The following is a 16,851-nucleotide window of genomic DNA, read 5'->3' on the forward strand; positions in this document are numbered from 1 at the left end:
TTACTCCCACTCCGCTTCCAGTTCGTCCTCGAACTCGTCGATCTCGTCCTGGGACAGCGAGGCCAGCGTCAGGTCGGACGGGGTGTGCCCGCCGGTCCCGCCCGCCGCGGCGTACGCCACGATCCCGGCCAGGGCCGTCCGCCAGTCCTCGGCGAGCTGACGGACGTCGTTGTCATCCAGCAGGCCGCCCGGCCAGCGCCACACCGCGGTGAGTCGCGGCCCGTCGGCGCCGTCGACGGTCCAGCTGGTGACCTCGACCGGGTACGCCACGGGCTGCTCCGGGTCCGCGCCGCCGCCGATCCGCGCACCGCCTCCCTCGGCGCCGCCCAGCCGGCCGAGGTGGTTGAACATGATCTGCGGCTCGGCCAGGTCCGCCAGCACGCCCGCGGTCTCGCTGTTCAGGTGTCGAAGCAGGCCGTAGCCGAGGCCGTCGTCGGGTGCGGCCCGCAGCTGCTCCTTGACCCGCTTCAGTGCGGTTCCGACGGCCGCACCGCCGTTGCGCACCTGGTCCCACTCCACCGTCCCGGGATCGAGCCGGACTGGAGCCAGGCTCGTGAACCAGCCGACGGTGCGGGACAGGTCGACGCCCGGCACGTGGTCGACCCGGCCGTGCCGCTCCAGGTCCACCAGCACCGCCGGGTCGTCGCCCAGGCCGCGCCGCTGCCGCCGGCGGGCCACCGCGAGGGCCAGCGCCGCCAGCAGCGCGTCGTCGACCCGGGCGTGGAACAGCGCCGGTACGGCGGTCAGCAGCGGCTCGGTCTGCGCGGCCGGGAGTTCCACGTGCAGGTCGGCCAGCGTGGCGACGGTGTCCCGGGCCGGGTCGAGCGGCCGCCCGGCCAGGGCCGGCTCCGGCTGGTCGAGCAGCTTGGTCCACAGTGGCAGCTCGGCCAGCCGGGCTGGGCTGTGCGCGTCCCGGACCAGGTGCTCCGCCCATTCCCGCAGCGAGGTGCCGACCGGGGTGAGTGCGGGCGACGTGCCGGGCGCGTGGCTGCCGGCGGCGGCCTCGCCGGCCGTCCCGTCGGGTGCGGTGGCGTCCAGCGCGGCGGTCAGGTCGGGCAGCAGGATCCGCCAGGAGACGCCGTCGACGGCCAGGTGGTGCACCAGGATCAGCAGCTGGCCGGGCCGGCCGGGGCCGGCGGCACACCAGACGACCCGCAGCATCCGGCCGGCGACCGGGTCCAGGCCGGCCCGGGCCGCCTCGACCAGCGCGCTCAGGTCGGGTCCATCGGCGTCGGTCCCGCCGACGTCGAACCCGTTGTCCGCACTGGCCGGGCCGGTGTCCGCGGCGGGCACGGGCGTGAGCAGGTCCGCTGCGGCCACGCTGCCGCGTGGGCCGATCACCAGCCGCCGCTGCCCGGCCGGGCCGGCCAGCCGCATCCGCAGCGCGTCGTGGTGGTCGAGCAGCGCCTGCACCGCGCCACGCAGCCGGTCGGCGGTCAGTCCGGCCGGCGCGGGCACCACCACCGACTGGTGGAACCCGGTCAGCGGACCGGCCCGGTCCAGCCACCAGCGCACGATCGGGGTCAGCGGCAGCTCGCCGATGCCGGCGTCGGGATCCGTCGCCGCGCTGCCGGCCGCCTCCCGGGCAACCGTCGCCAGCGCCGCCACGGTCTTGTGGGTGAACACCTCGCGCGGGGTCAGCTCCAACCCGGCCTGCCGGGCCCGGCTGACCAACTGGATGGAGACGATGCTGTCCCCACCGAGGTCGAAGAAGCTGTCGTCGACGCTGACCCGGGGCAGCCCGAGCACCTCGGCGACGAGCCCGGCGAGCAGTTCCTCGCGCTGCGATGACGGAGCCCGTCCGGCCGCGCTGACCCCGGCGAAGTCGGGGGCCGGCAGGGCCGCCCGGTCGAGCTTGCCGTTGGGGGTCACCGGCAGGCCGGCCAGGGCCACCACCGCCGCCGGCACCATGTACTCGGGCAGCCGCCCGGCGACGTGCTCGCGCAGGACGGTCGCGTCGACCCGCTGCCCGACGGCCGCTACGACGTACGCGACGAGGCGTTTCACCGCCGGCTGGTCCTCCCGGGCGAGGACCACGCATTGCCCCACCGACGGATGCTCGGCGAGGGTCGCCTCGATCTCGCCCAGTTCGATCCGGAAGCCGCGGATCTTGACCTGGTGGTCGGTCCGGCCCACGTACTCCAGCACCCCGTCGGCCCGCCAGCGCACCACGTCCCCGGTGCGGTACATCCGCTCCCCGGGTGTGACGGACGGGTCCGTGGCGGCCAGCGCGGCGGCGAACGGGTCGGCGACGAACCGCTGCGCGGTGAGCCCGGCCCGGCCCTGGTAGCCACGGGCCAGCTGCACGCCGGCCAGATACAGCTCGCCGGCCACGCCCGGGGGCACCGGCCGGAGGAACGCGTCCAGCACGTACAGCCGGGTGTTCCAGACCGGCGCCCCGATCGGCACGGTCCGCTCCCCCGGCCGGCAGGCCCAGTACGTCACGTCGACCGACGCCTCGGTGGGCCCGTACAGGTTGTGCAGCTCGATGCCGTGCGCGCCGGCCGGGTCGAGGGTGGTGAAGAACCGCTCGGCCAGGTCGGCAGGGAGCGCCTCGCCGCTGCAGATCACCCGGCGCAGCCCGGTGCAGCCGGCGGCGGCCGGCTCGGCCAGGAACGCCTGCAACATGGACGGGACGAAGTGGAGGGTGGTGACCCGCTCGGCGCGGATCAGTCCGGCCAGGTACGCGGGGTCCTTGTGCCCCTCGGGCCGGGCCACCACCAGGGTGGCGCCGACGATGGTGGCCCAGAAGAACTCCCACACCGAGACGTCGAAGCCGGACGGGGTCTTCTGCAGCACCCGGTCCTGCGGCGTGAGCCGGTACTCGTGCTGCATCCAGCTCAGCCGGTTGACGATGCCCTGGTGCGGCACCAGCACGCCCTTGGGCCGCCCGGTCGAGCCGGACGTGTAGATCAGGTACGCCGGGTTGGTCGGGCGCAGCGGCCCGGCCCGGTCGGCGTCGGTCATGACGGCCGCGGCGTGTTCCGCCACGGCCCGGCGTACCTCGTCGCTGTCGAGGACCAGGGCGGTGGCGGTGCCGGTGGCCAACGCGGCGGTGGCCCGGGTGGTGAGCAGCAGGGCGGGCCGGGCGTCGTCGAGCAGGTACGCGATCCGGTCGGCCGGGTAGTCCGGGTCGACCGGCAGGTACGCCGCGCCGGCCTTTAGCACCGCCCAGAGCGCCAGCACCAGCTCCAGCGAGCGGGGCACCGCCACGGCGACGAACCGCTCCGGCCCGGCGCCGTACCCGACCAGCACCCGGGCCAGCCGGTTGCTCGCCTCGTCCAGCTCGCGGAAGGTCAGGCTGCTCCCCTCGAAGACCACCGCGCTGGCGTCCGGGGTGGCGGCCGCCTGCCGGGCCAGCAGCTGCGGCAGGGTGGCCGGGTCGACCGGCTGCCGGGTGCGGTTCCACTCGACGAGGACCTGCCGACGCTCCGCCGGGGTGACCGGGTCGAGCCGCCCCACTGGGACGGACGGGTCGGCGGCGATGTCGCTCAGCAGCCGGCACATCCGCTCCAGCAGCGCCCCGGCGGTGTCCGCGTCGATCAGGTCGGGCCGGTACTCCAACCGCAGCCCCAGCCGGTCACCGGGGACCAGCACCAGGGTGAGCGGGTAGTGCGTGGCGTCGTGCCCGTGCACCCCGCGCACCGCCAGGCCGGTGCCGGCGAGGTCGAGCACGGCCGGGTCGACCGGGTAGTTCTCGAAGACCACCAGGGTGTCGAAGAGTTCGCCGTGCCCGGCCAGCCGCTGGATGTCGGGCAGGCCGAGGTGCTGGTGCGGGTGCAGGGCGGCCTGCCGTTCCTGCAACCCGGCGAGCGCGGTGGCCACCGGTTCGGCCGGGTCGAGGCGTACCCGCACCGGCACGGTGTTGATGTAGAGGCCGACCATGGTCTCCACGCCGGACAGCTCCGCCGGCCGGCCGGCGACGGTGGCGCCGAAGACCACGTCGTCGCGGCCGGTGAGGCTGCCCACGAGCACCGCCCAGGCGCCCTGCACGACGGTGTTCAGGGTGACGCCCGCCGTCCGGGCCGTGGCGGTGAGCGCCTCGGTGAGCGCGGCCGGCACCTCGCGCAGCAGCTTGGCCGGCGGCACCGGACCCCGCTCGGCGGCCGGCGCCACCAGCGTCGGCTCGGTCAGCCCGGCGAGGCTCGCCCGCCACGCCGCCTCGGCCGCGGGCCGGTCCTGCCGGGCCCGCCAGGCCGGGTACGCCCGCGCGTCGGTGACCGGCGGCAGCCCGTCGGTACGGCCACCCGCGCGGTACAGCGCGAAGAGCTCCCCGGCGAGCACCGGCATCGACCAGCCGTCGAGCAGGATGTGATGGTTGGTCAGCACCAGCCGGTGCCGCCCGCCGGGCAGCCGGGCCAGGGTGAAGCGCAGCAGCGGTGGCCGGGTCAGGTCGAAGCGTTCGGCCCGGTCGGCGGCGAGCAGCTCGGCGAGCCGGCGGTCCACGTCGGCCGCTGCGATCCCGGTCAGGTCCGGCTCGCGCCAGTCCACCCCGACGCCGTCCAGCACCACCTGCACCGGCCGGCGCAGGTCCCGGTGGGTGAAGCCGGCGCGTAGCCCGGGGTGCCGGTCGAGCAGCGCCTGGGCCGCGGTGCGCAGCCGCGCCGGGTCCAGCTCGCCGTCGAGGTCGAAGACGAACTGCACGGTGTAGATGTCCGGTGTCTGCTCGTCGTACGCGGACAGGAACAGCAGCCCCTCCTGCAGTGGGGCGAGCGGCAGCACGTCGGCCAGCGCCGGGTAGCTCCGCTCCAGCCGTTCCACCTCGGTCTGGTCCAGCTCGACCAGGGGCAGGTCGGACGGGGTACGCCCACCGGTACCCGGGCGGGCGGCGTGTTCGGTGATCGCCTCGAGCGCGGCCAGCCAGCCGTCGGCGAGTTCGCGGACGTCGCCGTCGGTGAGCACCCCGTCCGGCCAGCTCCACTCGGCGGTGAGCCGAGGCCCGTCCGGTCCGTCGACCACCACCGCGTTGATCTCCAGCGGGTGGGCCATCGGCAGCGCGCTCGCCCCACCGGCGGCGACCTCGCCGTCGACCGTCAGCGGCGACCAGTCGGCGCCGTCGTCGGCGGTCACCCGGCCCAGGTAGTTGAACCCGATCTGCGGCTCGCCGCCCCGTCGGCCGGGCGCCCGCAGCTGTTCCTTCAGGCGCTTCACCGCTCGGCCGGCCGGCGGACCACCGGCCAGCGCCTCGGCCGGGTCGAGGTCGCCGAGGTCGAGCCGGGCCGGGGCCAGCCGGGTGAACCAGCCGACGGTGCGGGACAGGTCCAGCCCGTCGACGCCGTCCCGACCGTGCCCCTCGACGTCCACCAGCAGTCCGGCTCCGGTGCCGGGCCGGTGCCGGCGCCGCCAGTCGGCCACGCTGACCGCCAGGGCGGCCAGCAGCAGGTCGTCGACGCCCGCGTACCACCGGGGGGCGGCGGTGCGCAGCAACGCCTCGGTGCGGGCCACGGGCAGCCCGACGGTGCGGCGGCGGGCCGCCGCCTCGGTGTCGTCCGGGCCGACCGGTCGGCGCCCGAGCGGCGGGTCCACGATGGAGCGGGCCGGCTCGGCCGCCTTCCCGCCGCCCGTCGCGGTCCCAGTGGGCGTTGCGGCCGTCACCCGCCGCGCCCAGGTGCGGTACGAGGTCGGGACCGGCGCCAGCCGGGCTGGTTCACCCGCGGCGCTCGCCGCCACGGCGGTGGCCAGGTCGTCGAGGAGGATCCGCCAGGACACGCCGTCCACGGCGAGGTGGTGCACGGCGAGCACCAGCCAGCCCGGGCGGTCCGCCCCGGCGTCACCCCACACCGCCCGCAGCAGCTGCCCGTCGCCCGGGCGCAGCCCGGCCAGGGCGTCGGCGCGGGCGGCGCCGACCGTGGCGTCGGCGGCCACCCGGCGCAGGCAGTCCGCGGCGGACACGGTGCCCCGGGGCGGCACCGCCAGCCGCCACGCCGTGCCGCCGCGGTGGAGGATCATCCGCAGGACGTCGTGGTGGTCCAGCAGCGCCTGCAACCCGGCCGCCAGGTCCACCCCGCGCAGCCCGGCGGGGGTACGCACGACGACGCTCTGCGCCACCCCGTCGACCGGGTGGGCCTCGCCCGCGCGGCCGCGCAGCCAATCGGCGATCGGCGGCAGCGGCACCTCCCCCAGCGCGGCGTCCGGGTCCTCGGTCTCGGCCGAGCCGAGCTCGCCGGCCACCCGGGCCAGGGCGGCCACCGTCCGGTGGGTGAACACGTCGCGCGGGGTGAGCCGCAGCCCGGCCTGCCGGGCCCGGCTGACCAGCTGGATGGAGACGATGCTGTCCCCGCCGAGGTCGAAGAAGCTGTCCTCCGCGCCGACCCCGGGCAGCCCCAGCACGTCGGCGAAGAGCCCGGCCAGCAGCTCCTCGCGCGGACCGGCCGCGGCCCGGCCGGCGCCGGCCGCCGCGGCGAAGTCCGGGGCGGGCAGGGCGCCGCGGTCCAGCTTGCCGGTGGGGTTCAGCGGCAGCGCGTCCAGCAGCACGAAGGCCGCCGGCACCATGTACTCCGGCAGCGCCGCGGCAATGTGGTCGCTCAGCTGGGCGGGGGCCGGCGGGGTGGCCGGGTCGGCCGGCACCAGGTACCCGACGAGCTGGGCGGTGACCCCGGTGTCGGCGCGGGCGACCACCGCGGCCTGGGCCACGGCCGGGTGGGCCAGCAGCACCGACTCGATCTCGCCCAGCTCGATCCGGTAGCCGCGCACCTTGACCTGGTGGTCGATCCGGCCCAGGTAGTCGAGGTGACCGTCCGCCCGCCAGCGCACCAGGTCGCCGGTGCGGTACATCCGGGCGCCGGGCGCGCCGAACGGGTCGGCGACGAACCGCTCGGCGGACAGCCGGGGCCGGTCGAAGTAGCCGCGGGCCAGCCCGGCGCCGGCCAGGTACAGCTCGCCGACGGTGCCGGGCGGCACCGGACGCAGCGCGTTGTCCAGCACGTACACCCGGGTGTTGGTGGTGGGCCGGCCGATCGGCGGGGCGCCGCCGTCGGCGAGGTCCCCGCCGTACCAGGCGGTGGAGTAGACGGTGGCCTCGGTCGGGCCGTAGATGTTCGCCACCCGGGCGCCGGGCAGCGCGGCGCCGATGTCCCGCACCGCCTGGGCCGACAGCGCCTCACCGGCGAGCACCACCAGGTCGGCGTGCGCGTCGACCGCCCCGCCGGCGAGCAGCTGCGCGAAGGCCGACGGGACGGCGCTGATCAGGCTGCCGGACCAGCCGTCGGCCCGCTCGGCGAGGGCGAGCAGGTCGTCGACCACCTCGATCTCGCCGCCGCAGGCGAGCGGGCCAAACATCTCGAACACCGAGACGTCGAAGTTGAGCGAGGTGCTGGCCAGCACCCGGGACAGCGCAGCCGGGCCGATCTCCGTGACCGCCCAGCAGGCCAGGTCGACCGCGTTGTCGTGGCTGACCACCACGCCCTTGGGCCGGCCGGTGGAGCCGGAGGTGTAAATGACGTACGCCGGGTGGGCGCCGCGCAACGGTCGCCGCCGGTCGGCGTCAGTCAGGTCGCCGTCGTCCTGCGCGGCGACCAGGGCGCGGACGGCGGGCTCGTCGAGGCGCAGCAGCCGGTCCGGGTCGCCAGCCGGCAGCCCGTCGCCGGCGCCGCCGACGGTGAGCACCAGCCGGGGGTCCGCGTCGGCCAGCATGAACTCGACCCGGTCCGGCGGGTACCGCAGGTCGACCGGCAGGTACCCGGCGCCGGCCTTGAGGACGGCGAGCAGGGCGACCATCATCTCCGCCGACCGGGGCAGCGCCAGCGCGACCAGTTGCTCCGGGCCGGCGCCGCGGGCGACCAGCAGCCGGGCCAGCCGGTTGGCGGCGGCGTTGAGCTGGGCGTACGTCAGGGTGGTCGGCCCGCAGGTGACCGCCGGGGCGTCGGGGGTACGCGCCACCTGCTGCTCGATCAGCACGGGCAGCCGCACGTCCGGCACCGGCCGGGTGGTGTCGTTCCGCTCGTGCAGCACCAGCCGCCGTTCGGCGGGGCCGGCCAGGTCGAGCCGGCCGACCGGGGTGTCCGGGTCTTCCGCCGCAGCCCGGGCGAAGGTGTCGAGGAAGGCGGCGAGGCGCTGGGCGTGCCCGCTGACCTGCTCCTCGGTGTACAGGTCGGGGTTGGCGTCCAGGTCCAGCCGGGCGTCGGCGTCGCCGCGCCGGGCGTCGAGCACGAAGGCCAGGTCGTCGACGGGGCCGCCGGCGAGATTGTGGTCGGTGCCGGTGGCGGCGCCGAACCGGGTCCCGGCGCCGCCACCGGCGTCGAGCAGGATGTTCACGTGCGGGCCGAGCACCGACGCCCCGGCGGTCAGGCCCAGGTCGCGGTGCAGGTCCTCGAAGCGGTAACGCTGGTGGCGCAGCGCGTCGTGCAGTTCCCGTGAGGCGCCGGCGACGAGCGCGCCGAGGGTGGCGTCGGCGCGTACCGCCACGCGTAGGGGCGCGATCGCAGAGACCATGCCGGGGGTGGCCCGCGCCGCGGCGTTCTGCCGGGCGGTCAGCGGCAGCGCGAGCACCACGTCCTCGTTGCCGGTCAGCCCGTGCAGGTAGGCGGTGATCGCGGCCACCACGACCGCCGGCACGGCGACGCCACGCTCCCGGGCCGCCGCCCGCAGCCGGTCCATCGTGGCGGGTGCCACCGGGGCGGTACGTCGGGTGAGCCGGCGCGGGGTGGCCGGCCGCCGGTCGGCGAGGCTGGCCGGGGTGGGCCGGTCGGCGTACCGCCCGGTCCAGTACCCGCGATCGCGGTCGAACCGCTCGCTGGTCCGGTAGGCGGCCTCCGCGTCGGGCAGCGCCCGCAGCGGCCCGAACGACGCCGGCTCCGGCTCGTCGCCGCCGCTCAGCGCGGTGTAAACCGCGGCGACCCGCCGGGCCACCAGGAGCATGCCGTACCCGTCCAGGGCCAGGTGGTGGTAGCACTGGTACCACAGGGTCCGGTCGTCGGCCAGGCGCAGCAGCGCGTACCGGAACGGCGGCGCCTGTCCCGGGTCGAGCGGCCGGGTGGCGTCGGCGTGCATCCAGTCCAGGGCGGCGCCGAACGGGTCGGCCTCCCCGCGCAGGTCGAGCACCGGCAGCGGCCAGTCGACCGCCGGCGACACCGCCAGCACGGGTCGGCCCTCGACCGGCTCCTGCACCCGGATGCGCAGGGCCTCGGTGTCGGCGACGGTCCGGCGCAGCGCCGCCTCGAACACCGCGTGGTCGAGCGTGCCGGTCAGGTCGGCGTACTCGGCGAGGAGGTAGATCGGGTTGTCCGGGTCGAGCCGCTGGGCCAGCCAGACCCCGAACTGCGCGGTGGTCAGCGGGCAGTGAACATCCTCGTGGTCGGGCACAGCAGTCCTCCGGAGCTACGGACGTGGTGTGTTCGCGGGGTGGCTGGCTGCTCGGTGGGGTGACGAGCGGTGGCCGCCCGGCCGGTCGGCGTACGCGCGGACTGGCCGGGCGGCGGGGTCAGCGGCCCCGGGCGGCGGCCCGGTAGGCGTGGGTGGCCAGGGCCGCGCTGACCACCAGCAGCGCGGTGATCAGCAGCAGGGACGCGGCGACCGGGTGCCGCATCGGCAGGGCGTCGCCGGCCGAGCCCGGGTTGCCGAACAGGTCCCGGCAGGCGGCGACCACGGCGGACAGCGGGTTCCACTCGCACACGGTGCGCAGCCAGCCCGGCAGCCCGTGCAGCGGGATGAACGCGTTGGACAGGAACGTCATCGGCATCACGACGAGGAAGGCCACGGCGCTGACCGCCTCGGCCGAGCGCAGCCGCAGCCCGAGGAGGACCCCGAGCCAGGAGGCGGCGAAGCCGAGCAGCAGCAGCAGCCCGAAGCCGGCGAGCACCTGCAGCGGGCCGGCGTGCGTGCGCCAGCCCATCGCGAAGCCCACCACGGCCATGGCGACGCAGGCGACCACCACCCGGGTGAGGTCGGCCATGGTCCGGGCCAGCGGTACGGCGAGCCCGGCGATCGGCAGCGACCGGAACCGGTCGTCGATGCCGTTGCCCAGGTCGTCGACCACACCGAGCGCGGTGTGCTGCAGGTTGGTGAGCATCATCTGGGCGAAGATGCCGGCCATCAGGAACTCCCGGTAGCCGCCGCCCTGCACCTCGATGACGCTGCCGAAGAGGTACCCGAAGATCACCACGTACGCGACCGGCATCACGGTCACGCCGAGCAACCGCATCGGCACCCGGGCCAGGTGCCGTAGGTGGCGGCCCACCAGGGCCGAGGTCTCGACGGCGAGGGTGGTCATGCCGCTGCCTCCGGCTTCTCGGCGGTGCTCCGCCCGGTCAGGGACAGGAAGACGTCGTCCAGGGTCGGCGTGCAGCTGGCGAACGACTCGACGTCGATCCTGGCGGCGTCCAGCGCCGCCGCCACGGCCGCGATGCCGGCCAGCCCGTCGGTCAACGGCAGCCGCAGGCTCGCCTCGTCGTCGTCGGGCACCGGTTGGTGCGCCGTGACGGCGGCGAGGGCGGCGACGGCGGCGGAGCGCTGCCCGCCGTCGCGCAGCCGGATCTGCAGCTGCTCGTCGCCAACCTTGCGCTTCAGCTCGTCGGGGGTGCCCTCGGCGATCACCTTCCCGCCGTCGAGGACCAGGATCCGGTCGGCTAGCTGGTCGGCCTCCTCCAGGTACTGCGTGGTGAGCAGCACCGTGGTGCCGCGGGCCACCTGCTCCCGGACCATCGTCCACAGGGTGCGGCGGTTGGTGAGGTCCAGCCCGGTGGTGGGCTCGTCGAGCACCAGCACCGGCGGGTCGGCGACCAGGCTCGCAGCCAGGTCGAGCCGGCGCCGCATGCCACCGGAGTAGGTCCGCGCGGCCCGGCCTGCGGCGTCGGTGAGCTGGAACCTTTCGAGCAGTTCGTCGGCCCGGGCCCGGGCCGCCCGCCGGCCGAGGTGGTGCAGCACGCCGATCAGGACCAGGTTCTCCCGGCCGGTCAGCAGCTCGTCCACCGCCGCGTACTGGCCGGTGAGGCCGACCCGCCGGCGTACCTCGCGTGGCTGCCGGACCACGTCGTGCCCGCAGATCCGGGCGGTACCCCCGTCCGGCGTGAGCAGCGTCGACAGGATCCGCACCATGGTGGTCTTGCCGGCGCCGTTCGGGCCGAGCAGGCCGAGCACGGTGCCCGCCGGCACAGCGAGGTCCACCCCGGCCAGCGCGGTGTGCGTGCCGTAGGTCTTGCGCAGCCCTTCGGCCTCGATCGTCACATCCACGTGCCCACCCCCTAGATCAGTTCGCCAGCGGGAAGAAGTCGGCGATCTCCCGGCCGGCGCCGGCGGCGCGTACCCGGTCGAAGGCCCATGCCCCGACGGCCAGGTCGAGCACGCCGAGGCCGAACGGCGCGAAGATCGCGGCCCGGTCGGGGTCCCGGCGGATCCGGTCGCGCAGCACGTCGGCGAGGGTGCCGGCGACGAAGTCGCGGTGCCCGACCCGCTGCTCGGCCAGGTGCAGCGAGGTCCGTTCGCGGACCGCGTGGTCGACGTCGTCGGTGACGTTCTGCGCGGCGAGCACGATCTCCGGCGACAGGTCGCGCAGGGACAGGTGCAGCACCACCGGGTGGTGGGCGAGCAGCGCCGGGTCGTGCAGGTGCGGCTCGCCGGCCACGGTGGCGAGCACCACGAGGTCGGCGGCGAAGGCGTCGGCGGCCTCGGGGACCACCTTGGCCGCGGCCACCCCGTCGGCCTGCACGGTGGCGGCGAACCGCCCGGCCGCCGCCGGGTCGAGGTCGAACAGCCGGTACTCGCCGATCTCCCAGTCCAGGTCGCGCAGGAACCGGCGGACATGCTCGGCGATCAGGCCGGTGCCGATGAAGCCGACGCTGCCGACCCGCCGACCGCCGACCAGTTCCTCCGCCCCGAGCACCGCCGACGCCGCGGTCCGGGTCGCCGAGATCAGCGAGGACTCCAGGCAGGCGTACGGGTAGCCGGTGGCCAGGTCGTTGAGCAGCAGCACCGCCGACGCCCGGGGGATGCCGTGCGCGGTGTTCCCGGGGAAGCTGGCGATCCACTTGATGCCGGCCACCTCGAACTCGCCGCCGAGGTAGGCGGGCAGCGCGATGATCCGGTCCCGGGGCAGCTGCGGGAAGCGCAGGAAGCTGCTGTGCGGCAGCGCGCTGGTCGCCTCGTCATGGGCGAGGTAGCAGCGGCGTACCGCGTCCAGGCAGGCCGCCCGGTCCGCCTCGATGGCCGCGGCCACCTCGGCCGCGGTCACCACCGTGAACGGCCGGACGGTCGGTCGGTGCGTCTCGGTCATGCTGTTCCTCTCACACCAGGGCCACGGACTGGCCGCGGTCGCGTTGGGCGACGAACCGGTCGACCCAGTCCGGGTCGTACACGGTGTCGGCGTAACCGGTGCCGCGGTCGGCACACAGGAAGGCGACGGTCGGGCGCGGTCCCCGGTGATCGGCGAAGTACCGCTCGATCGCGCTGTAGACGCTGCCGGTCGATCCGCCGGTGTACAGCCCGTGCCGCTCGAACAGCTCGTGGCAGCCGCGTACCGCCTCCAACTCGGGCACGATCACCACGTCGTCGATGCTGGCCTTGCCCACCAGCGGCGGCACGATACTGGAGCCGAGCCCGGGCAGGCGCCGCTTGGCCGGCGGGCCACCGAAGATGACGGACCCCTCGGCGTCGACGCCGACCACCCAGGCGTCCGGGTGCAGCCGCTTGAGCCGGGTGGACAGCCCACCGATGGTGCCGCCGGTGCTCACCCCGACGAACAGGTAGTCGATGTGCGGCAGGTCGGCGCAGAGTTCCGCGCCGGTGAGCCGGTCGTGCGCCTCGATCGCATCCGGGTTGGCGTACTGGTTGGGCCAGTAGACCGAGGGCAACTCCGCCCGCAGCTCCTCCACCCGCCGCAGCCGGGTGGACAAGTACCCGCCCGTCCCGTCCGGCTCGGTGACCCTCTCGACCCGCTCGCAGAGCCGGCGCAGGTACGCCTCGGTGCTGGCGTTGACGTTCGGATCGATCACCGGAACGAAGGTCAGCCCGATCCAGCGGCAGAACGAGGCAAGCGAGATGGCGAAGTTGCCCGACGAGGACTCCACGATGGTGGTCCGCTCGGTGACGTCGCCGCGCTCGACCGCCCGCTGCAGGATCCAGTACGCCGAGCGGTCCTTGGAGCTGCCGTTCGGGTTGACGTACTCCAGCTTGGCGAACAGGTCCAGCCGGTCGTGCCGCAGCTGCACCACCGGGGTGCGGGGCATCGCCCGCCCGACCATGGCCAGGCGCGCCAGCAGCGCCTCACGGCTCATGGCTATCACTTCCGCACTGGTCCATCTCGGCTACTCCCGGTCCGGCTCGATGAAGGCCCGGCGGCTCACGGCAGGGACCGGCGGGCGGATGGGAACGCCGCTCACGGTCGGCTACCCGGCTCGGGATGGGCTCGGATCGAGGTCGGGGACGGCTAGCAGCCGGCTCGAGCCGCCGGTCAGGCCACGGGCGGCCGGGCCGAACAGGGCGGGCGGCCGGGCCGAGGTCCGCCGCCGGGCCGCCGCCGTCGAGCCACGGTCGATCCCGGCTCGAGGGTGGCCGGGCAGCCTGGTTCCCGTGCGACACCGGCGGCCGCCACGAGAGGCCCGCCCGGGCCGGAACCGACCGGAGTCCGGCCAGGGTCGCACCGCAGCAGGGCGAGGACGCGGACCAGGCGCCGAAATCTCGGTCCCGGCACTCGACGACTGCTTCCTACTCGTTGCTCATAGCTGAGCAGTTCGGATGTTTCGCTCTCCGCCCAGCGGTGGCTGGGCTGGAGTCCTGGACTGGCAGTCTGGTCCGGTGGCGATCGGTCCGGTCCTGCAGGATCTGCTTCACCCGCTGATGTGGGGTGTGCAGGGCGATGTCGGGGTCGCCGGCTCGGTGCAGGATGTTGATCGCGGCGTTCACGTCTGCCTGCCACACCACCCCGCACCGAGTGCAGTGAAACCTGTCCCCGCTACGGCGGCCGAAGTCGCCGCAGCGGTGGCAGGTTTGTGAGGTGTAGGCGGCGTTGACGGGAACGAGCGCAGAACCTCTACGCTCCGACACACTTTCAGGGCCTCCGCGGTGACTCCTTTGGTCCACGCGGCGAGACGCCGGTTGATGTTCTTGGGAAGCTTCTTACGGCCGGTGAAGCGTTTGGTGAGGTCCTCGGCCACGATGGTGGCGGCCTTGTCGACGACCTCGTGCACGGCGGTGAAGATCTCCGAACGCACCCGCGCCCGGTGCCGGGCGGCCTGCCGGTCCCGCTTCGCCGTGCCGAGGTTGTTGGCCTTGATCCGGTGCGCTTTCGCGTGGTCACCGCGCGCGGCGGCGGTGTTCGCGATCGAACGTAGCTTCGCCCGCCGCCGGTTGCGTTCCTTCAACCGGTCCGACTCAAGGGTCAGCAGCTCACCGAGCTGTTCACCGTGGGGCTGGCCGTCGGAGTCGGTGAGGGCTTCGGTGTACCCCTTGTCCACACCAACCGTCGCCTCGCCACACGGCCGCCGCGAAGACCGCATCTGGGAGGCGTCGATCTGGTAGTGCACCTCGACCCGGCCCCGGCGCAGGATCAACCGCAGCGTGCCCGCCGGCGCGACGGTCGTGGACAGCGGAATCCGGACCAGCTTGCGGGGTTCGAGGCCGGGAACCGCCAGCCACAACCGACCCCGCCCATCGACGGCGGTGTTGTACTTGTCGGCGCGCACCACGATCTGATCATGCGTGCGGTTACGGCCCCGCTTCCAATGCTTGCGCATCTGCCGAGCCAGGAACGGGTCACTGGCCCACTGATCGGCCTTCAACGCGGTGAACATCCGCTTACGCTCGGCCGGATCCTTCGTGCGCCGACAGATCGCCCGACGGACGTCAACCTTGGCCGCCTCCATGTTCGCGGCGATGTCGGCCATCGCGTCGCGGACGGTTTCCTTCCACGCATTCGCCAACACACCAAACGACGCATACGTGCCGTCGGCCAGCCACCGGTCCCGCACCTGCCGGTCCCGCAACCCAGACCCGACACCGAGAATCGACCCGTAACGCTGCCACACCTCACTACGAACCCGACCCAACCGACGGGCCTGCTCCACCAGGGCGGCGTACTTGCCCGGATTCAGTCGGGCCGAGTAGGCGATCCGGGTGACCTTCACCGGTCACCCTCCAAGGTCAGATCCGCTCCCTTGAGTTCCTTCTCGTAGCGGCGCAGCCCGTCCAGCCGGCCAGAGAAGGAGCCCACGATGGCCAGGAGGTCATCGACCAGTTCCTGCTGCGGGGACAGGGACTCCTGGTTGGCGACGACGATCTCGCAGCCGCCGCGCGCCGCCACATGCTCCAGGAAATCGAACCCGAACCGGGCCAACCTGTCCTTGTGGGCCACCACCAGCGTGGCGACCTCACCCCGGTCGACGGCATCCATCAACGCCAGGAATTCCTTGCGGCGAAGGTCCAACCCGCCGCCAACCTCGCTGATCCACTCGTCCACGGCCAGACCGCGAGCGAGGCAGAACTGCTGCATCGCCGCCACCTGCGAGGCCAAATCCGGCTTCTGACCCGGCGACGACACCCGGCAGTACACCACCACCTTCCGCCGGGCGGCGTCGAAACCCGGCTGCAGCACCCGGCGCACATCCGAATCGTCGAAATACCGCTGCCCCGACGGCAGACGACGGGCCGTGATCCGACCCTCCGCCTCCCACCGGCGCACCGTGCTCACCGAACGGCCCACCCGCTTAGCAAACTCGCCGATCCGGCAGACACCGCCCACGACAGTCAATTATGGACAGCTCTAGAAAGGGAAGCAACCACTAGTCGCTGCTCCCCGGACACACTCGCGGGGTTGGCGCGGCCCGCCTTGTTGCCAGTCCGGACCGGACCGCCCGTCCGGGGCTTTCCCCCTTCGGCCCCGGACGCGGCGCGAACCGGCGCCGCCCGGCACCCGACGCCCCGCAGGGCGGCGGACGCCGGGCGGCGCCGGGTGGTCGGCGGTGGCTCAGGGACAGCGGATCACCTGGCCGGCGTACGTCAGCCCGCCACCGAACCCGAGCAGCAGCACCGGCGCGCCACTGGGCACCTCCCGCCGCTCGACCAGCTTCGCCAGGGCGATCGGGGTGCTCGCCGACGAGGTGTTCCCGGACGACACGATGTCCCGGGCGATCACGGCCTGCTCCACCCCGAGCTCCCGGGCGATCGCGTTGATGATGCGCAGGTTCGCCTGGTGCGGCACGAATCCCGCCAGCTCCGCCGGCTTGATGCCGGCCCGCAGGCAGGCCTCCTCCGCGATCGGCGCGAGGGCGGTGGTGGCCCAGTGGAACACGGTCGCACCGTCCTGCTCGATCCGCGCCGACCGGCCCTCGATCCGGATCGCCGGCCCGCGCTGGGCGGACCCGCCCCACACCACCGGGCCGATGCCCGGGTCGTCGTCCCCGACCAGCACCGCCGCGCCGGCGCCGTCCCCGAACAGGATGCAGGTGCTGCGGTCCTGCCAGTCGATCCAGTCGGTGAGCCGCTCCGCCCCGATCACCACAGCCGTGCCGGCGGCGCCGGCGCGGATGGCGTGGTCGGCGGTGGCCAGCGCGTACGAGAAGCCGGAGCAGGCGGTGTTGATGTCGTACGCCGCCTGCCCGGCCATCTCCAGGCTCGCCGCCACCCGGCTCGCCACATTCGGCACCCGGTCGATGGACGTGCAGGTGGCGACGACCACCAGGTCCACCTCGGCGGGCATGATGCCGGCCGCGCCGAGCGCCTTCCCGGCGGCGGCGGCCGCCATGTCGGCCACCGACTGGTCCTCCGCGATGTGCCGCTGCTGGATGCCGACCCGGCTGCGGATCCACGCGTCGTCGGTGTCGACCAGTTGGGTGAGCTGCTCGTTGGTGAGTACCCGCGGCGGTTGGTAGTAGCCGAGCCCGGCGATGCGGGATCCCTGCCAGGTGCGCACAGTCATCTCCTCCC

Annotated in this window: 8 protein-coding genes; all 8 read right to left on the reverse strand. The window is 74.5% G+C overall.

Annotation, left to right across the window (positions count from 1 at the left end):
* Entirely contained in the window at window positions 1–9,300 is a 9,300-nt protein-coding gene (locus A6A27_RS21640; RefSeq protein WP_073836467.1) for a non-ribosomal peptide synthetase, read from the reverse strand.
* A gap of 118 nt (window positions 9,301–9,418) precedes the next feature.
* On the reverse strand, window positions 9,419–10,207 hold the full coding sequence (locus tag A6A27_RS21645; RefSeq protein ID WP_073836468.1) for an ABC transporter permease: 789 nt from the start codon (window positions 10,205–10,207) through the stop codon (window positions 9,419–9,421).
* A complete protein-coding gene (locus A6A27_RS21650; protein WP_073836469.1) occupies window positions 10,204–11,166 on the reverse strand; it encodes an ATP-binding cassette domain-containing protein in 963 nt (320 codons plus the stop codon). The genes A6A27_RS21645 and A6A27_RS21650 overlap by 4 nt, the downstream gene beginning before the upstream one ends.
* A 16-nt stretch (window positions 11,167–11,182) precedes the next feature.
* Window positions 11,183–12,205 carry a 2,3-diaminopropionate biosynthesis protein SbnB gene (sbnB, locus tag A6A27_RS21655; protein WP_073836470.1) on the reverse strand — a complete coding sequence of 341 codons (1,023 nt, stop codon included), beginning with the start codon at window positions 12,203–12,205 and terminating at the stop codon, window positions 11,183–11,185.
* Window positions 12,206–12,215: 10 nt separating this feature from the next.
* Complete coding sequence (sbnA, locus tag A6A27_RS21660) at window positions 12,216–13,205, reverse strand: 2,3-diaminopropionate biosynthesis protein SbnA (protein WP_073836471.1); 990 nt, start codon at window positions 13,203–13,205, stop codon at window positions 12,216–12,218.
* Between the two features lie 430 nt (window positions 13,206–13,635).
* A complete protein-coding gene (locus A6A27_RS47555; RefSeq protein WP_443189989.1) occupies window positions 13,636–14,010 on the reverse strand; it encodes a transposase in 375 nt (124 codons plus the stop codon).
* Between the two features lie 1,039 nt (window positions 14,011–15,049).
* Window positions 15,050–15,667: an IS607 family transposase gene (locus tag A6A27_RS21670; protein WP_073836472.1), complete on the reverse strand. Its 618-nt coding sequence runs from the start codon at window positions 15,665–15,667 to the stop codon at window positions 15,050–15,052.
* 225 nt (window positions 15,668–15,892) lie between these two features.
* Window positions 15,893–16,837, reverse strand: a complete 945-nt coding sequence (locus tag A6A27_RS21675) for a beta-ketoacyl-ACP synthase 3 (RefSeq protein ID WP_241825383.1) — start codon at window positions 16,835–16,837, stop codon at window positions 15,893–15,895.
* Between the last annotated feature and the right edge of the window lie 14 nt (window positions 16,838–16,851).

It is taken from the genome of Micromonospora sp. CB01531 (assembly GCF_001905095.1).
In the GTDB taxonomy this organism is placed as follows: Bacteria; Actinomycetota; Actinomycetes; order Mycobacteriales; family Micromonosporaceae; genus Micromonospora.